The following is a 15102-nucleotide window of genomic DNA, read 5'->3' as shown; positions in this document are numbered from 1 at the left end:
CACCAAAGCAAAAAGGAAGACAGACTTATGGCACGAATTGTTATTATCGGACTTCCAGACGAAAAGGGTTTATGGGTGGCTGACATCGATGCGGGAACGATTACCCCGTTGCAGACACCTGTCTCCGGCGCGCTCAAGGAAGCAGACGACCTCCGCGCTGGCGGCGCAGTGATCGTGAAGAATGTCAGTCTCGCAGTCGGCGTGAGCAGCACCAAAGCTGTTGCCGGCGGTTTCCTCGAGGGCTAGCCGCTACCAACATGTCGATGGCGGCGTGGTTCGCGCCATCGACAATCAATTTGCTGGCTGTGTTTTCCGGGAAACTCTAAGGGCTTGCCGACTGACCGGCCGCACTTATGAAAGGATTGCGCTTCAGCGCGGCAAGCACGGCCCATGCCGTCGCTCCGACATGGGGAAGGCGGAAATACTTGAAATCAACGGATGCGGAGTCCGGTCCAACCTTCAGGCCGGTCGACAGCTCAGCGTTGACCGTGGCATAGAGCAGCCCGTCGGGGGCAATTTGCCTGGAAATCGTTTCGAACAAAGGTTCGGCCTCTTCCGCCCTGCCGCTCAGACGAAACACGAGGGCGGCCTGGGCAGTGCCCTCAAGCCAGATGCCATCGCGGTCATTGTTGAAGTCGAAACCACCATCAACGCCATGATTGCGTTTCGTCCATTCCAGGACCCGCGCGCGCCTGAATGCGTAGGCCGGCACGGCGATGAGCGGCCACAGTTCTGCGTCGAGACCCGACATTGACGTATTCGGCGCGTCGCTGTAGGGCAGACTACCGACGAAAAAGCGGCCGTCGTCGAAATCCCACATGGCCTCCAGAAACGCGTGCGCTTTCTCGGCGTGACGCGTCCAGCCGCCCATGGGATCGAGCGCGGCAAGCCAGCGATCCGCCGCATAGACATCGAGATTATGTTCCGTGGATTTCCAGCCTATGCGTTCTGAGGGCTCCTGGCCGAAGAAGCCCCCGAAATAGCCAGGCGCCTGCGGATCTGCGGTGCTGCGATGGATCCAGTTCATGATCGTTCGGGCGGCATTCAGGTAGGGCGCTCGGCCGGTCTGCTCGTAGGCGGTCAGCAGTGCCAGCGCGCCCCAGGCCGTGCTGCCCGTCGCGCTGCCGACCTGGTAGTCGTCTTCAATCCAGGACTTGCTGACGGAGCTCCAATAGCCCGGAAGCAGCATGCTGCCGTTATCCTGAACCGGGCCGGCGCGATAGGCGTTTCGCAGCCGTCCATCGTGATAAAATCGATCCGCCTTCAGAGCGAGCACCAGGGCATCGGCGACGCGGCCCGCTTCCGGTTTTCGGCCGCAGGCATATAGCGCCATCACCGCCAGTGCGTTGTCATAGGTGAAGCCGGCATTTTCAAGCGCAGGATGGAGCGGCGAAGCATTGTCCGGCGGTTCGTAGCTGCGGAAGACGAAAGGTTGCGCCGGCTCGCCGCTCATATGCGCAACGAGACCGGCGCAAAGCCTGGCGGCGAGTTGAACATGCCGTTCCTCGCCGGCCCAGGCCGCGTGTATCCAGTATGCGAGGACGGCGGCGGTCAGAAAGGCCCTGATAGAGATTCGCATATATCACCCCGGGTCTCTCGAATTGCCCTGCGCACCCTCAAGAGAAGGCGCGCGACAAGAGCATCTGCATCGATTTGCGCAAGTCGCCCCGTTCCGCGACGTTGTCAGGCGCGCTCCTGAAAAGCAGTCGCAGGATGGCATTGTGCTGCTCCGGCGTCGGCATAAGGCAGAAGGCCGTCGACGATGGCGTCGCTCTGGCTGCGGAGGGAATCCAGCCGATTTCCGGGATGAATACCGCCTCGTCCTTTGCACCGGCCGGGCCATGCTCAGCCAACGTCGCGCCTTCTGTGGACAGGGCCATTATCGTCACGTCACCGATCTGTCCGTTGGCCCGGTGCCTCCCGCCAATCCTGACTTCGATCGGCTCTTCCTGGCCGAAACGCGGCAGCTCGATGCAGCAAAGCAGGCTCGTGAACGCAATGATCATCGCCACTGACGACCAGACGAGATTGAGGCACTCGCGTGCGGAAAATTCGACGGGCGCATCCCAACCATAGACGACCCTAACGACAGACAGCGCCGACATGGCCGCTACGAAGCCGAAAAACAGCGCCGTTGGGCGGTGAACGCGGATCGCGGACCTGTCCCCTCCCTTCTCCGTCACTTTGAAAGGGCGGCCAAACGGTTTGCGGATCGCCTGGAACAGGGTGATCGTGATCGGCACGGCCGTCAGGGCATGGGTGACCTCGGTGAAGAGCGGCAGCGTGCGCCTTTCGGAAATCCACGTCGAATAGGTCCAGAACAGGAAGAGCGAGCTGAGGCCGTATTTCATGAAAAGCAGTTCATCGGCCTGCAGCGCAGAAACGCCGGTCAGCCAATAGACGGACGGCGCCAGCAAAAGGCAGAGGATGAAAGGCTTCGACAGCCAGCAGAACAGCCCGTGCAGATAATGCAGACGCTGCACAAGCGTGAAATTGCCGCGCCAGAGCGGCCCGTTGCGCAGCAGGCCGATCTGGATTGTGCCGAGGCACCAGCGGGTCCTTTGCGTAATGTATTCGGGAATGCCTTCGGCCGACAGGCCGACGCTCAACTTCTCGTTCAGCCAGCGCGTCACATAGCCCCGCTCCAGCAGCCGGTAGGTGAGCAGCATGTCCTCGGACAACGCATCATGCGGAAAGCCGCCGATCTCGTTGACGGCGGCACGGCGCACGACGAAGCTGGTACCGACGCAGAACGCGCATCCCACGGCATCCTTGGCCGGCTGGAAGGTGTCGAAGAAGACGCGCTGGTCATCGACGAAGGAGCGCCGGATGCCGAGATTGTGCTGGATCGGATCGCTGTTGAAATAAAATTGCGGCGTCTGCACGACGGCGACCTTCCCGTCCCTGAAAAGACCGATGACGCGATTCAGGAAATTTGCCTGAGGGGCGAAATCCGCATCGAGAACCATGATGAAATCGGAAATCTCGGCGAGTGCGTTCGTATGGTTCAAGGCATTGTTCAGATTGCCGGCCTTGGCATGCTTGTTATCCGGGCGCGTCAGGTAATTCACACCGACGCGTGCGCAATAGTCGCGCACTTCCGGGCGACGGGTGTCGTCGCAGACGAAAACCCGAAGCCTGCGGTAGCTCATCGCCTGGGCGGATATGACCGATTTTTCCAGGACATTCAGCGGCTCGTTATAGGTGCAGATGAACACGTCGACGGAAGGGATGTCCGCCGTGGCCGCCAGTTCCTTTTCACCGCGATCGGCCTCCTTCGTCCAGTCGGTCGTTCTCAGAAGGATCAGGATCGAACCGATGGCGTAAAGCACCGACACCGCCTCGAAGAGGAAGTAAACATAGTTCCAGAGCACTTCGGCAGAAAGCTCGAAGGGCGGAAGCGTGTCCAGGGCGCGCCAAGAGAGGTAAAGCCCGAGCGACAAGAGCATGAGCAGACTGAATGCCGCCCGCTCGAACGGTCTCTTCGGGTTCGCGAGCATTGCGAACAGCATCGCGCAAGCGGCGATGACGAGATCGAAGATCAGAACGCTGAATAAATCGTCGTCGGAACTAAAGAACACGATCCGTTTCTCCCTGACCTCAGCCTGGATGCGATCCGTCACGGGCTACCGGGCGCCGCGGCGGCTTGCGTCAGCTTTTCACAGGCGCAGCTCTCATTCGCTCGTTGAGGAGCTCGACGGCATGCGCATCGGCGCGCCGAGGCTGGGGATAGAGGATTCCCCAGCTGACGCGCACGTCCCGAGGGCCCTTTGTAACGCGCCCCTCCGGATTGAGCGCACCGAAGCGTTCGGCCGACCGCCGGACGAGCCCGGTTAGATCCGTTTCGGCGGCGGAGGGCCATTGCGCGGCGGATGCCCGGGCTATGCCGATGAGCGAGGTCGATGCCTCGCGTATATAATGCTGCGTTTTCTGAAGCCATTCCTGGGGCATCGTCACGTCGACCCACGTGCCCACGGAGCAGAACCGGCCGTCTCGCAAGTCTGCGGTGCCAGGCTCTGTCAGCCGGATGTATGCATAGAGTTCGCGACGCTCCGTCGGCGGGAAAGGAACGGCATAATCGAGATCCACCCTGTCGGTCGTACGAGGAACCAGCCGCTCTACGACGCCGCTTGCCGCTTGCGCCCAGCCTTCAGCATTGACATCAACCCTCGATCCCACGGCGAGGGCTTGCGCCTGCCGCTCGGAAAAGATTGCGACGACAAAAGCGTCACGGCAATCGAGCGTTTCCGCGAGCGTGTCGCCGGCCGTGACCTCGCGTCCGGAAGCAGCCACCGGCTTGTAAAGCTGGCTCGTCGATGGAACGTGCAAATCGGCCCGCGCCAGTCTGTCGACCCGCAACGCCTCCGTCGCCACGAGCGAGCCGAGCTCGGTCTCCTTCGTGCGCATCGTCGCAATCTGCAACTTGAGCTGCAGGAGGTCGGCCTTGCGCGTGCGGATTTCCTGCTGCAGATTTTGCAGCGACTGCAGGTCGGCGCCGACATAGACACCCTGGCGGGCAAAATCGAGTTCCGAGGCAAGCTTGGCAACGGCGAGCTTGGCGGCTTCGAGCTTGGTGTCCTCCAGACGAACCATATCGGCGACCTCGGCTTCGCTGCCGGCGGCAATCCCCCGAGCCATGAGCCTGAGCTTGCGCGCCGCCTCGGCTTTCGCGATGCGGGACGAGTAGGTCACCATCTCCAGAGCCGCCTCGGCGGCCTTGAGATCCGCAGTGATCCTGACGAGGAGTGCCGCCTGCTGGCCTGAAAGGTCGCTTTCAAGATCGCCGATACGCTGGGCATAGTCGCTGACGATCGAATTCTTCTGTTCCATCTCGTTGCGCAGTGCGGCCAGCTGAACCTTCAGGCCGATCAAGGTCGAATTGTCGACGCGATCGTTCTCGACCGTTATTTCGCCGGCCGCGCCGAGCGAGGTCACCTTTCCACTGATCGGCGTTGTCAGCGGCACGAGCGGCGCGTTGATCACAGCGCGAGTAGAAGTCGACGTGAAGAGTGGAGGGAATGCGGATGAGGCAAATACTGTCCCCATGACACCAAGTACAGCGTAAGAAGCCAATCTTACCGATGCATCATTATTTCCGCTATCTTTGCTTTTTCGAAAGGAAAACATAGCCACAGATCCTTTGATGAATGCGCTATATTCTTCCTCCCGAAAGAATGCATGGATCGTTGCACGGTTTTTTGTGCGCCGCAATATCGCTAAGATTGTGCTACGGGGGTGGTCCGCAGGTGCCCAATAATTGACCAGCGATCCGAAGGGGTCATCTCCGAATTGGGATCAGCCTCTGCCTCCATCCCACTATAATAGCAGCCGTTATACCTACTGCGGCAAGAATCGAAGCCCGTCGCATACACGTGAAATATGTGGTATTATTTGTGCATCTTTGGCTCTCGGACCTCGGCGAAACCGGCCATTCGCAAGTTATGCGATCATTTATTTCGCTAAATGCTACCATCGTATGATCTGCAGCTTCGAAACTCATCATAAAGAGGTAGATGAAACGCAGCGCCGGCGCGGATTCCTCCCGAATCTACGCCTTCCGCTTCCGGCATTACTCCAAAAGGATGATCGGATCGGTAAGCTCCGGACCAAGAGATTCGGATAGCTGAAAAACAGAGATGCAACGTTGCAGGCTGCCAACCGATCGGAATCCCTGCATCACCCGCTGTCGTTTTCTCAGCGGCAGATGGGAATTTCCGCACGATTATTCGGGCCCTTGTGTGATCAGCGTTCGACGGTAGGCATCAAGTCCCGCCTTGCCGCTCCGGATGAGCGCAGTTTGTCGATGACGAGGCCGTCGGCGACGAGTCTTGCTTCTTCAGCAGTCTGACACGCTGTGTCGCGGCAAGTGGAACACGCTGTTCACGGCATCACCCCCCCGCGCCCTTCGCGACCGCGCGATAGCGAACAAATGACGGCTGAGTTCGTTTTGACGCCCATGTGCAAAGCTCGAAGAATCTCTATCAACCCATCTCGCGCCCGGTTCCAATCTTCAGGAGACAATCCATGACGATTTACAAATTCGCCATTGCCGATGCGGTGTTTGAACGCTCGCCGGGACAGGAAGGTGACATTTTCACCGGCAACCTGCTCGACCAACGCCACGGCGGGCCAGTCACCATCGGGTTCGGGCGCTACCGGCCAAATCAAGTTCTCGAAGAAACCATGGCCGTACACGACACGATGATTGTCCTGGAAGGAAGTATAACTGTGTCAGACACGCATCGATCGCTGACAGCTGGGCCAGGCGAGATCATTGCAATGCAGAAAGGCGACAAGGTGACCATTCGCTCGCATGAGAGCGGTGCCGTAACCGCCTATGTGACATATCCTCATTGGCAGCAGCCGGAACCCACATCGAGCCCAACATGACTTGGCCGACCGGCCGGGCGATGCCGCATGGAGGGTTTTCGGGGTCCCCGGAAGATATGGAGCCGGCGGCAGAGGTCGTCCGTTTTGTCACTGAGCGTCTGACGACATCCGTTCGCTGACGGCAAACGCCTTGGTTAGCCGGTGGAACAGCTATACCGGAAAGCCTGAGCGAGCCGGTGAAGGTTGCGGTCTTCCAATGCCGGTGCGCAATCGCTGATGGCAACGTTCTCCGCACAGAGACCGGCCGCGCAGCCGAGATATTTTCGTGCTCAGTCCGTCCGGCGGGCCATCGATTCGCTGGATCGATGGCCTCTTCGTCTCACCATCAGGAAGCCGATCGGCCGCTACGGTTATGCGCGATAGATGTTAGCGGGATGGCGGCTTGGTAGCCTGTCGCCTTCGCCGAAGATTTTTTGTCGTAAAGAGCCGTCAGCATAATGGGTCTTATAGAGGCCTCGATCCTGCAAGGCAGGCACCACATGTTCGACAAAGTCTTCATAACTCTCAGGAACGACTGTCCGGGTCAGATTGAACCCATCGATCTCCCCTTCCTCGATCCAAGCTCCCAGCTCGTCGGCGATTTTCGAACCGTCGCCGACGATCGCCGGATAGCGGCCACCGATGGCGAGTTCGGCGAGAAGCTGACGTTTCGTCCAGCCGCGCTGCTTGGCAAGCTGGGTCGCCGACTGAATGGCGTTGGACGTCCCGTAGACGATCTGCTCGTCGAGATCGTATTTAGAAAAGTCGATCCCCGTGCTCGCCGAGAAATGGGCAAGGCCAGCCTCCGGATTCGCATACCGAAGATATTCGGCGTGCCTGTCTTCGGCTTCCCTCTGCGTCGCACCCGTAACGACAGTCGCCCCGACGAAGATCTTGATATCGTCGGGGCGTCGCCCGACGTCGACGGCTTCTTGACGAAGTGCCCTGGCGGCGGTTCGGGCGGCAGCCTTGTCCGTTGCCGTGATGAAGACGCACTCGGCGTGTCGGGCTGCGAACTGGCGTCCCCTGCCCGATGTGCCTGCCTGGTAGAGAACCGGCGTCCTCTGCCGAGACGGCTCGCTCAGGTGGTAGCCATGCGATCGATAAAATGCGCCGTCATGCGCTATCGGCCGGATCTTGCCGGGATCCGCGAATATGCGGTTGTCTTTGTCGAGTAACACCGCATTGTCGTCCCAACTGCCCTCCCAAAGCTTGTAGAGCACCTCCAGATACTCGTCGGCCCTGTCGTAGCGACTGTCGTGCTCGGCCTGTGCGTCTTGGCCGAGCGCTCTTGCCGCACTGTCGAGATAGCCGGTCACGATGTTCCATCCAACCCTGCCGTCCGTCAGATGGTCGAGCGTCGACATGCGTCTGGCGAAGAGATAGGGCGCGTCGGAGTTGACGTTTACGGTGACGCCAAAGCCCAGATTCTTCGTCGCGGCGGCCATGGCCGAGACCAGCAAGAGAGGATCGTTCACCGGTAGCTGGATCGACTCCCTTACCGTCAGATCGGTCGAACCCTGGTATATGTCGTAGACGCCGATGATATCGGCGAGAAAAACGCCGTCGAACAGCCCGCGTTCCAGTGTCTGGGCAAGCGACGTCCAGTAGTCGAGCGTCTTGTAGCGGTGCGACTGATCGCGTGGATGAGCCCACAGGCCGTGATTGATGTGGCCGACAGAGTTCATGTTGAATGCATTCAGCAGGATTTGCTTTTTCCCAGGCAAGGTGTCTCTCCGCCTCAGTCTGTTTTCAGATTGCGCCGTGGCGCGGCGGTAGCTTTCCGCCCAGATAGTAGCTTCCGATCGCCTGATACTTCCAGCGAACCGGATCATGCAGGGTGTGGGTTCGCACGTTGCGCCAGTAGCGATCGAGGTTGTCTTCCGAGAGGGTAGATGACGTGCCCGAGAGTTCGAACAGCTTGGTCCCGGCCAGCAGTCCCGCCTTCGTCGACAGGATCTTCGCCTCCGCGACCGCAATCGATGCTGCTGCGACAGTCTCCTCCGTCATATCGCGTTGTGCGGCGTCGACGAGTGCTGCAGCCCGCCCAAGCAGGGCCTCAGCAGCACGAAGCCGCAACTTGACTTCGCCGGCGCCGTAGAGCGTCAGGGGGTCGTCGACGGCACGCTCGACCTTGGCGTCGATCCACGGCCGCGACCGCTCCTTGATGAACCGGAGCATCTCGCGATAGGCGCCTTGCCCGATCCCAAGATCGATCGCGGCATGCATGAGCTGTGCCTGCGGACCGATCGTCGTCGGTCGGTCGAACGACGCCTGGAACGGGACGATCCACTCAGGTTCGACCTGCACATGCTCGAATTCCACCGAACCACTGCCAGTGACGCGCTGGCCGAAGCCGTCCCAATCGTCGGTGATGGTGACGCCGGGGGCGTTCCGAGGAATGAAGACCAGATAACTCGTCCGCTTTCCGTCTTCATCCGCAACGGCCAGAGTCGGAATCCAGTGCGCATAGAGCGCACCTGTGCAGTAGAACTTGTGTCCCTCGACGACGGCGCCTCTGCCGTCACCTACCAGCCTTGTACGGCGCGTGAAGTCACGCTGTCCGACTTCCGCAAGAGCGTTGCCGAACCGGTCTCCTGCAAGAACACGGTCATAGAAGAAGCGCTTCTGCTCCTCGCTGCCGCCGACCCGAAGCACCTCGAGCGCGTAGTAATGGTTCTGCGGGATCTGCGAGAGCGAGCCGTCGGCCGCGCCGATGATGGCGATGACCTGTGCGAGGGTTCGGTTGCTGACACCCGGCCCGCCATAAGCCCGGGGCACGGTGATGCCCCAGAGACCGCTGGCGGTGAACGCCTCCAGCTCGTTCCATGGCAGCAACCGGTCGCGGTCGCGATCCGACGCGCCGACCGCGAACTCGTCAGCAAGCAGGGTTGCCACTTCGATTGCCTCTTCATCGCCGGCAATGGACGCAGGGCGTCGTGGGCTGGGCGCTACGGAAGATACAGATGCTGCGTTCGTCATCGGCGCCTCAATTCCACTGGTGTCTGGCGGGGTAAGCGCCGGTCAGCTCGTACTTGCCGATAAGGTGGTATTTCCATCGGACGGGATCGTGGAGCGTATGGACACGGGCGTTTCGCCAGTGACGACCAAGATTATGCGCCTCCCGCGTCGCGGACGAACCCGCGAGGTCGAAAAGCTGCTCGGTCGCGGCGAGCGCGATCTCTGTGGTGAGGATCTTGGCCTCGGCGACCGCGACGGACGCCATAGCGCTCGAGGCGTCCGTGACTTTGTCTCTTGCAATACGGTCGATCGTCTCAGCAGCATCGTAAAGCACCGCCTGCGCCGCGTGGAGGTCCGTGTAGAGACTGCCGACCGCGTGAATGATGGTCGGATCGTCGATCGCCGAGGAGACGCCGGAGTCGACCCATGGTCTTGCGCGATCACGCACGAAGGCAACGGCATCGCCGACGGCCGCCGCTGCGATTCCCGAATCGATGGAAGCCTGTACGAGCTGTGAGATCGGTCCGGCAAGCCCAGGACGATCGGCATAGGACCAGACGGGGAAGACGAGTTCCGGGTCGATCGGCACATCGGCGAATTCGACGGAGCCACTGGCCGTCGTGCGCTGCCCGAACGACGACCAGTCATCGATGACGGCCACTCCGGGCGCATCGTAGGAGGCCCAGACCTGGACGGCTCGTCCTTCTTCGTCGACCGCCCTCGTTGGTATCCAGTGAGCGAAGATCGCCCCTGTCGAATAAAAGCGACGGCCGGTCAGTCGAAGGCCGTCTGGCGTCGACCGCAACAATGTCGTGCTGACGGCGACCGACTTCGTCTTCTTCTCCGGCCCCGCGTTTCCGATGCGGAATCCCTTGTTGAGGACGTCGCCAAAGATTCGAGCCTTCTGGGCGTCGGAGCCCACGTCCTTCAGCAGTGCGAGCACGCCGAACTGGTTCTGCGGGATCTGGCCGAGGGCAGGATCAGCGCGACAGAGGATCTCGAACACCTTCGCCAGTGTGACGTTCGACACGTCGGCCCCGCCGAACGCCTTCGGGATGGTGATCCCACCCAAGCCGCTCGCCGTGTACTCGTCGATCTCGGCCCAAGGCAGAAGCCTCTTGGCATCACGCTCGGAGGCGCCGACCACGAAGCGCTCCGCCAAACGCGCGGCGACGTCCAAGGCCTCCTGATCGTCCCTGATGAGATGCGGCCGCGCGGGCGGCGATGGACGACGTCCGACTATGTCGGGAGCATGCGAACGCTGGTCAGTCATATCGTATCGAACTTCCACATCATCGGGCGCGCAGATAGCGGACAGCGCTGTCACCGGCAAATTGCACCAGGCAGACCAACGCGATCAGGACGACGATCACGGCCGCCATGACGGTCGTATCGAAGCGTTGGTAGCCATAACGGATGGCCATGTCCCCCAAACCACCCGCACCGACCGCGCCCGCCATGGCAGAAGCGCCAATGACGCTGACGAGCGTGATCGTAAAACCGCCGATGATGCTGGGCAGCGCTTCAGGAATCAGCACATGCCGGACGATGTGCCACCGCCGGCACCCGATCGCCTGCGCCGCTTCGATGAGGCCGGGATCGACTTCGCGAAGACTGACCTCGGCAATTCTGGCGAAGAATGGGGTGGCACTGATGGACAAGGGCACCGCAGCCGCCCAGACCCCGATGGTCGTCCCCGTGATCAGCCGGGTGAGCGGCAGCAGCGCGACGAGCAGTACGATGAACGGCGTGGCGCGAAAGCCGTTGATGATCGCTGCCAGCACGCGCTGCGTTTTCGGAGCCTCGATCAGCCCGCCGGGCTGGGCAAGCACCAGAAACACGGCAAGTGGAATGCCTGCCGCAAAGGCGATCAGCGAGGAGACACCGACCATCACAATCGTGTCGAGCAACGCCCGCCACAGGCGTTCATACATCATCGCCGACATAACCTAATATCCTGACTTGATGAGCGAGATTTTCCAGACCCTTCGGCACCGTCGTTGTCGCCCCCTTGACGGAAATGAGCAGGCGACCATTCACATGTCCCTGAATGCGGTCGAGCGCACTCTGCAGGACCCGCGTCGATGCACCGAGAGCATCGGCGATCGCTGCGACATCTGGCTCCAAGCCGCCCTGTCCGGTATAAGACAGTTCCATGATCGTCCGCCGCGTCTCCCGATCCGGCTGAGCGCGGAGTCGACTTTGGACATCTTCGGGGATGTCGCGGTTCAATGGTTGAAGCAATGCCCGCGTTGCCGGATGGGTCGGATTTCCGAAGACTTGCCAGACAGGGCCGGCTTCGGCAACGCTTCCCTCGTCGAGAACCAGAACCTGGTCACAGATCTCACGGATGACGCTCATCTCATGCGTGATGAGAATGATCGTCAGATTGAGCCGGCGGTTGATGTCCTTGAGAAGCGCAAGTATCGAAAGAGTCGTTTCCGGATCGAGTGCGGACGTGGCCTCGTCGCAGAGCAGGATCTCCGGCCGGTGAACCAGTGCCCTCGCGATGCCAACGCGCTGCTTCTGTCCGCCCGACAGCCGTGACGGGTAGGTCTTTTCCTTGCCCTCAAGCCCGACGAGCGACAGAACCTCCGCGACCCTCTCCTCGATTTGGCGCTTCGGAACGCCCGCAACGACCAGCGGGAACGCGACATTGCCCCAGACGGACTTCGACGACAGGAGATTGAAGTGCTGGAAGATCATTCCGATCCTGCGGCGAAGCCCAACAAGCCCGTTTTCGTCGAGCGACGAGACATCGACGCCATCCACCGTCACGCGTCCGCCGGTCGGCCGTTCCAGACGGTTGATCGTGCGAAGAAGGCTCGATTTGCCTGCGCCGCTCCGACCGATGATGCCGTAGATCGATCCGGCAGGCACGTCGATGGAAATGCCGCGAAGCGCGTGCACCTCGCCTGCCGACGACTTGTAGCGCTTCTCGACATCAGCAAACGAGACGGTGCCGACATTTTGTCCCGGAAGAGCTCGCTCCGCCGGGACTGTTGCGATTGCCGGAGCCTCCGGCTTGTCGCCTTCCGCTTCTGAAAAGCGTCGTGCCGTTGCGTTCAATGTACCCATGGCAGTGTATAGAGCTTGGGGTCCGAGGCGAACGCCTTGTCGATGGCACCCTTCACGGCGTCCGATTTCTGATAGAGATCAACCAGTTCCTTGATGCCGGCATCATCGACCTTCGCCGACTGCACTGCGAAGACGATTGCGAACTGCTTGTCGTCAACGCCGGAATAGAGCAATCCCGAGCTCGGATTGAACGCCTTCGACGCGACGATGAAGTGCGGGTAGCCCTGCGCGAGATCGACGTCTGCGGTCACGCGGGAGAGCTGCGGCCCTTCGACCTCTTTGAACGTGAGGTGCTTCGGATTGTCGGTGATGTCGTCAAGCGTCCCCTTGAATCCGACGCCATCCTTGAGCTTAAGGAGGCCCGCCTTCTGCAGGAGAAGAAGTCCACGTCCCTGGTTCACGGGATCGTTGGCGATCGCGACGGTACCTTTGTCCGGGATCTCGTCGAAGCTCTTATGCTTGAGGGAATAGAGGCCGATATTTGCAAGCACACCGATGCCGGCGCTCTTGAAATCATATCCTCGTTCCTTGATGGCATTGTTCAGGAATGGCTGATGCTGGAAATAGTTCACGTCGATGTCGCCTGACTGCAGGGCGATGTTCGGCGTGGTCCAGTCGGTGAATTCGACGACCTGGATGTCGAGCCCCTTCGCCTTCGCTTCGGGGACCAGTGCCTCGATGGAGTCGGCATAAACCCCTGGGACGACGCCCACCTTGATCGTTTCGGCGCTAACGCTGCCCGCCAAAGTCAATGCCGCGAGCGCGACGATTCCTGCAATATACTTTCTCATGGATGTCCTCAGTTGATTTGGCCCGAAGCTATTGTCCATGAAAGCAGTAGACAAAGCAGATTTTACCGACAGGGAACGCAGTCTGGGAATAATTTTTCAGCACAGCAACAGAACCAGACGACAAAGCGGCCAGGTTCGCTTATGCGAGCGTTCCCGCGATTGTCAGCCAAAACCTTAATCCAAGCTGTTCCGTGATGAACCGCGCGCTTGGGGCAATCTGCTGGAGCTGCGCGTTTACGCTGAAATACCTGTCGGCGCCTCGTTATTGATAGCGGTCGAAAGAACTTTCGGCTGAGCTTGGCGTCACCTATCTTGATCCCGGTTCGCATTTTGCATCATGCGCGGGGCGGCGACGTAACCTTCCACTGCCTAAGCCGGCCCATTTGCGGATTCAACTCAGGGTAAGTGTGATTCTTGTCGCGAGCCTGTCCTTGCGCGCCCATGTGTTCCCAGCGGCAATCAACACCAACCTACCAAACTGTATAGATGCGTGACGACATCTTTCACATTACCGTTTGCCTACCAAGTCGCATCGCTCCCGTTTCAGTGGACCGGAGCAAATATGGAACCAGCTGACGCATCGATCCAGGCCGAATGAACTAGCTGAGCCTTCGATTGTCGACCAACGCCGATCGGCCTTCCGGCACCAATGTCGGGAGACCCACGGCTGCGTCTCATCAAGCCGGAGAACGAGGAATATGGAAAACGAAAGACATGACAAGCGCGGCGCATTCACAGGGTTGGTCCGGCAAGCAAGAGCCGGGGCGGCGTTGGCAGCATTCATCGTCGCCGGGGCATTTCTCGCGGACACGCTTTTCACCAGTATCTCAGACGCCGCGGACCAACCGTCGTCTTCCACCTCAGCGGTCCCGGTCGAACTTGCGAAGGTCACGATCGAAGACTTTCCCGTTTATCTCAGCGGACTGGGAACGGTCCAGCCCTTCAACACCGTCGCGGTGAAGACCCGCATCGACGGCCAATTGCAGAAGGTCTTTTTCACGGAGGGCCAGACTGTCAAAGAGGGCGATCTCCTCGCTCTGATCGATCCCAGACCCTTCCAAGCGGCTGTGGACCAAGCCGCCGCGAAAATCCAACAGGATGAAGCTGATATCGAGAACGCTCAGTATCTGCTCGCCAAAGACCAAAAGCTCATCAAGCAAGGCGTATCAACCGACGAAACGGTCGAGACCCAACAAAGCCAAGTAAACCAGCTTCTTGCGCAGCTCGCCCAGGACAAGGCGGCAAAGGAGGCTGCTGACGTCTCCCTTTCCTACACGGAAATTCGCTCGCCCATCACGGGGAGAACGGGGATCCGGCTCATCGATGCCGGCAATCAGGTTCACGCCTCGGACGCGACTGGGATTGTCACGGTAACCCAGACCCAGCCCATTTCCGTTGTCTCGACGCTCCGAGAGCAGGACTTGCCTGGAGTTCTGACGGCAATGAGCCAGGGCGCCGTTCAGGTATCCGCACTCCCGAGCGACAGCTCGATGGTGCTCGATAACGGAGTGCTAGCCCTCATCGACAATCAGATTGATGCTGACAACGGCACGGTGAAGCTCAAGTCGACGTTCCCCAACGTCAACGGAACGCTGTGGCCCGGCCAGTTTGTCATCCTGCGCGTTCTCCAGAATACCCTTAAGAACGCAACCACCATCCCATCGTCTGCGCTGCAACGCGGCCCTGATGGCTTTTACGTTTACGTTGTCGGCGCGGATAACAAGGCTGAGGAACGCAAGGTGCAACCGGGGCCCATCAACGGTGGGCGCGCGGTCGTCGTCTCCGGCCTCGCAGGCACCGAGCGGGTCATCAGCGACGGCCAGTACAGGGTGAAGAACGGCTCTCTTGTCTCGGCAGCCGTGACAACGCAGCTATCAAACAACGTCGGCAAGGGGAACTGATC

At 60.2% G+C, this 15102-nt stretch carries 12 protein-coding genes and 2 pseudogenes; 3 read left to right on the top strand and 11 right to left on the bottom strand.

What is annotated here, in order from left to right:
• The first annotated feature begins 27 nt into the window (after window positions 1-27).
• On the top strand, window positions 28-246 hold the full coding sequence (locus FHT84_RS24125; RefSeq protein WP_113248687.1) for a hypothetical protein: 219 nt from the start codon (window positions 28-30) through the stop codon (window positions 244-246).
• Between the two features lie 76 nt (window positions 247-322).
• Here FHT84_RS24125 and FHT84_RS24120 read toward each other — a convergent pair whose 3' ends face one another.
• The 4 genes and pseudogenes from FHT84_RS24120 to FHT84_RS31535 form a co-directional block, all read right to left on the bottom strand.
• On the bottom strand, window positions 323-1579 hold the full coding sequence (locus FHT84_RS24120; RefSeq protein WP_183764451.1) for a hypothetical protein: 1257 nt from the start codon (window positions 1577-1579) through the stop codon (window positions 323-325).
• Window positions 1580-1616: 37 nt separating this feature from the next.
• Window positions 1617-3581 (bottom strand): glycosyltransferase family 2 protein, encoded by a 1965-nt coding sequence (locus FHT84_RS24115; protein ID WP_113249058.1) that lies wholly within the window; start codon window positions 3579-3581, stop codon window positions 1617-1619.
• A gap of 70 nt (window positions 3582-3651) precedes the next feature.
• Window positions 3652-4965, bottom strand: a complete 1314-nt coding sequence (locus FHT84_RS24110; RefSeq protein ID WP_183764454.1) for an HlyD family efflux transporter periplasmic adaptor subunit — start codon at window positions 4963-4965, stop codon at window positions 3652-3654.
• Window positions 4966-5626: 661 nt separating this feature from the next.
• Window positions 5627-5861 (bottom strand): annotated as a pseudogene (locus FHT84_RS31535) (DDE-type integrase/transposase/recombinase); the annotation flags it as partial.
• A gap of 163 nt (window positions 5862-6024) precedes the next feature.
• Here FHT84_RS31535 and FHT84_RS24105 point away from each other — a divergent pair.
• Window positions 6025-6390, top strand: a complete 366-nt coding sequence (locus FHT84_RS24105; protein WP_183764457.1) for an ethanolamine utilization protein — start codon at window positions 6025-6027, stop codon at window positions 6388-6390.
• Between the two features lie 151 nt (window positions 6391-6541).
• Here FHT84_RS24105 and FHT84_RS24100 read toward each other — a convergent pair.
• The 7 genes and pseudogenes from FHT84_RS24100 to FHT84_RS24070 form a co-directional block, all read right to left on the bottom strand.
• Window positions 6542-6666 (bottom strand): annotated as a pseudogene (locus FHT84_RS24100) (IS630 family transposase); the annotation flags it as partial.
• A gap of 74 nt (window positions 6667-6740) precedes the next feature.
• Window positions 6741-8096, bottom strand: coding sequence for an LLM class flavin-dependent oxidoreductase (locus FHT84_RS24095; RefSeq protein ID WP_281411499.1), 1356 nt, complete (start codon window positions 8094-8096; stop codon window positions 6741-6743).
• 25 nt (window positions 8097-8121) lie between these two features.
• Entirely contained in the window at window positions 8122-9351 is a 1230-nt protein-coding gene (locus FHT84_RS24090; protein ID WP_183764463.1) for an SfnB family sulfur acquisition oxidoreductase, read from the bottom strand.
• 7 nt (window positions 9352-9358) lie between these two features.
• Window positions 9359-10603 carry an SfnB family sulfur acquisition oxidoreductase gene (locus FHT84_RS24085; RefSeq protein ID WP_183764465.1) on the bottom strand — a complete coding sequence of 415 codons (1245 nt, stop codon included), beginning with the start codon at window positions 10601-10603 and terminating at the stop codon, window positions 9359-9361.
• A 19-nt stretch (window positions 10604-10622) separates the two neighbouring features.
• Complete coding sequence (locus FHT84_RS24080) at window positions 10623-11276, bottom strand: methionine ABC transporter permease (protein WP_183764468.1); 654 nt, start codon at window positions 11274-11276, stop codon at window positions 10623-10625.
• A complete protein-coding gene (locus tag FHT84_RS24075; protein ID WP_183764471.1) occupies window positions 11257-12408 on the bottom strand; it encodes an ATP-binding cassette domain-containing protein in 1152 nt (383 codons plus the stop codon). The genes FHT84_RS24080 and FHT84_RS24075 overlap by 20 nt, the downstream gene beginning before the upstream one ends.
• The gene (locus tag FHT84_RS24070; protein ID WP_113248679.1) at window positions 12396-13199 is read right to left on the bottom strand and encodes a MetQ/NlpA family ABC transporter substrate-binding protein; all 804 of its coding nucleotides are present in this window, start codon (window positions 13197-13199) and stop codon (window positions 12396-12398) included. The genes FHT84_RS24075 and FHT84_RS24070 overlap by 13 nt, the downstream gene beginning before the upstream one ends.
• A 698-nt stretch (window positions 13200-13897) precedes the next feature.
• On the opposite strand from FHT84_RS24070, the gene FHT84_RS24065 reads away from it, so the two are divergent.
• Window positions 13898-15100, top strand: coding sequence for an efflux RND transporter periplasmic adaptor subunit (locus tag FHT84_RS24065; protein WP_183764474.1), 1203 nt, complete (start codon window positions 13898-13900; stop codon window positions 15098-15100).
• The last annotated feature ends 2 nt before the right edge of the window (window positions 15101-15102 follow it).

Source organism: Rhizobium sp. BK289, assembly GCF_014193575.1.
In the GTDB taxonomy this organism is placed as follows: Bacteria; Pseudomonadota; Alphaproteobacteria; order Rhizobiales; family Rhizobiaceae; genus Rhizobium; species Rhizobium tropici_C.
This window is presented reverse-complemented; position numbering and strand designations above follow the sequence as displayed.

Coding starts and splice junctions, on each gene's coding strand:
- FHT84_RS24120 (WP_183764451.1), bottom strand. CDS start 1,579: ATGCGAATCTCTATCAGGGCCTTTCTGACCGCCGCCGTCCTCGCATAC.
- FHT84_RS24080 (WP_183764468.1), bottom strand. CDS start 11,276: ATGTCGGCGATGATGTATGAACGCCTGTGGCGGGCGTTGCTCGACACG.
- FHT84_RS24065 (WP_183764474.1), top strand. CDS start 13,898: ATGGAAAACGAAAGACATGACAAGCGCGGCGCATTCACAGGGTTGGTC.
- FHT84_RS24085 (WP_183764465.1), bottom strand. CDS start 10,603: ATGACTGACCAGCGTTCGCATGCTCCCGACATAGTCGGACGTCGTCCA.
- FHT84_RS24070 (WP_113248679.1), bottom strand. CDS start 13,199: ATGAGAAAGTATATTGCAGGAATCGTCGCGCTCGCGGCATTGACTTTG.
- FHT84_RS24125 (WP_113248687.1), top strand. CDS start 28: ATGGCACGAATTGTTATTATCGGACTTCCAGACGAAAAGGGTTTATGG.
- FHT84_RS24090 (WP_183764463.1), bottom strand. CDS start 9,351: ATGACGAACGCAGCATCTGTATCTTCCGTAGCGCCCAGCCCACGACGC.
- FHT84_RS24075 (WP_183764471.1), bottom strand. CDS start 12,408: ATGGGTACATTGAACGCAACGGCACGACGCTTTTCAGAAGCGGAAGGC.
- FHT84_RS24105 (WP_183764457.1), top strand. CDS start 6,025: ATGACGATTTACAAATTCGCCATTGCCGATGCGGTGTTTGAACGCTCG.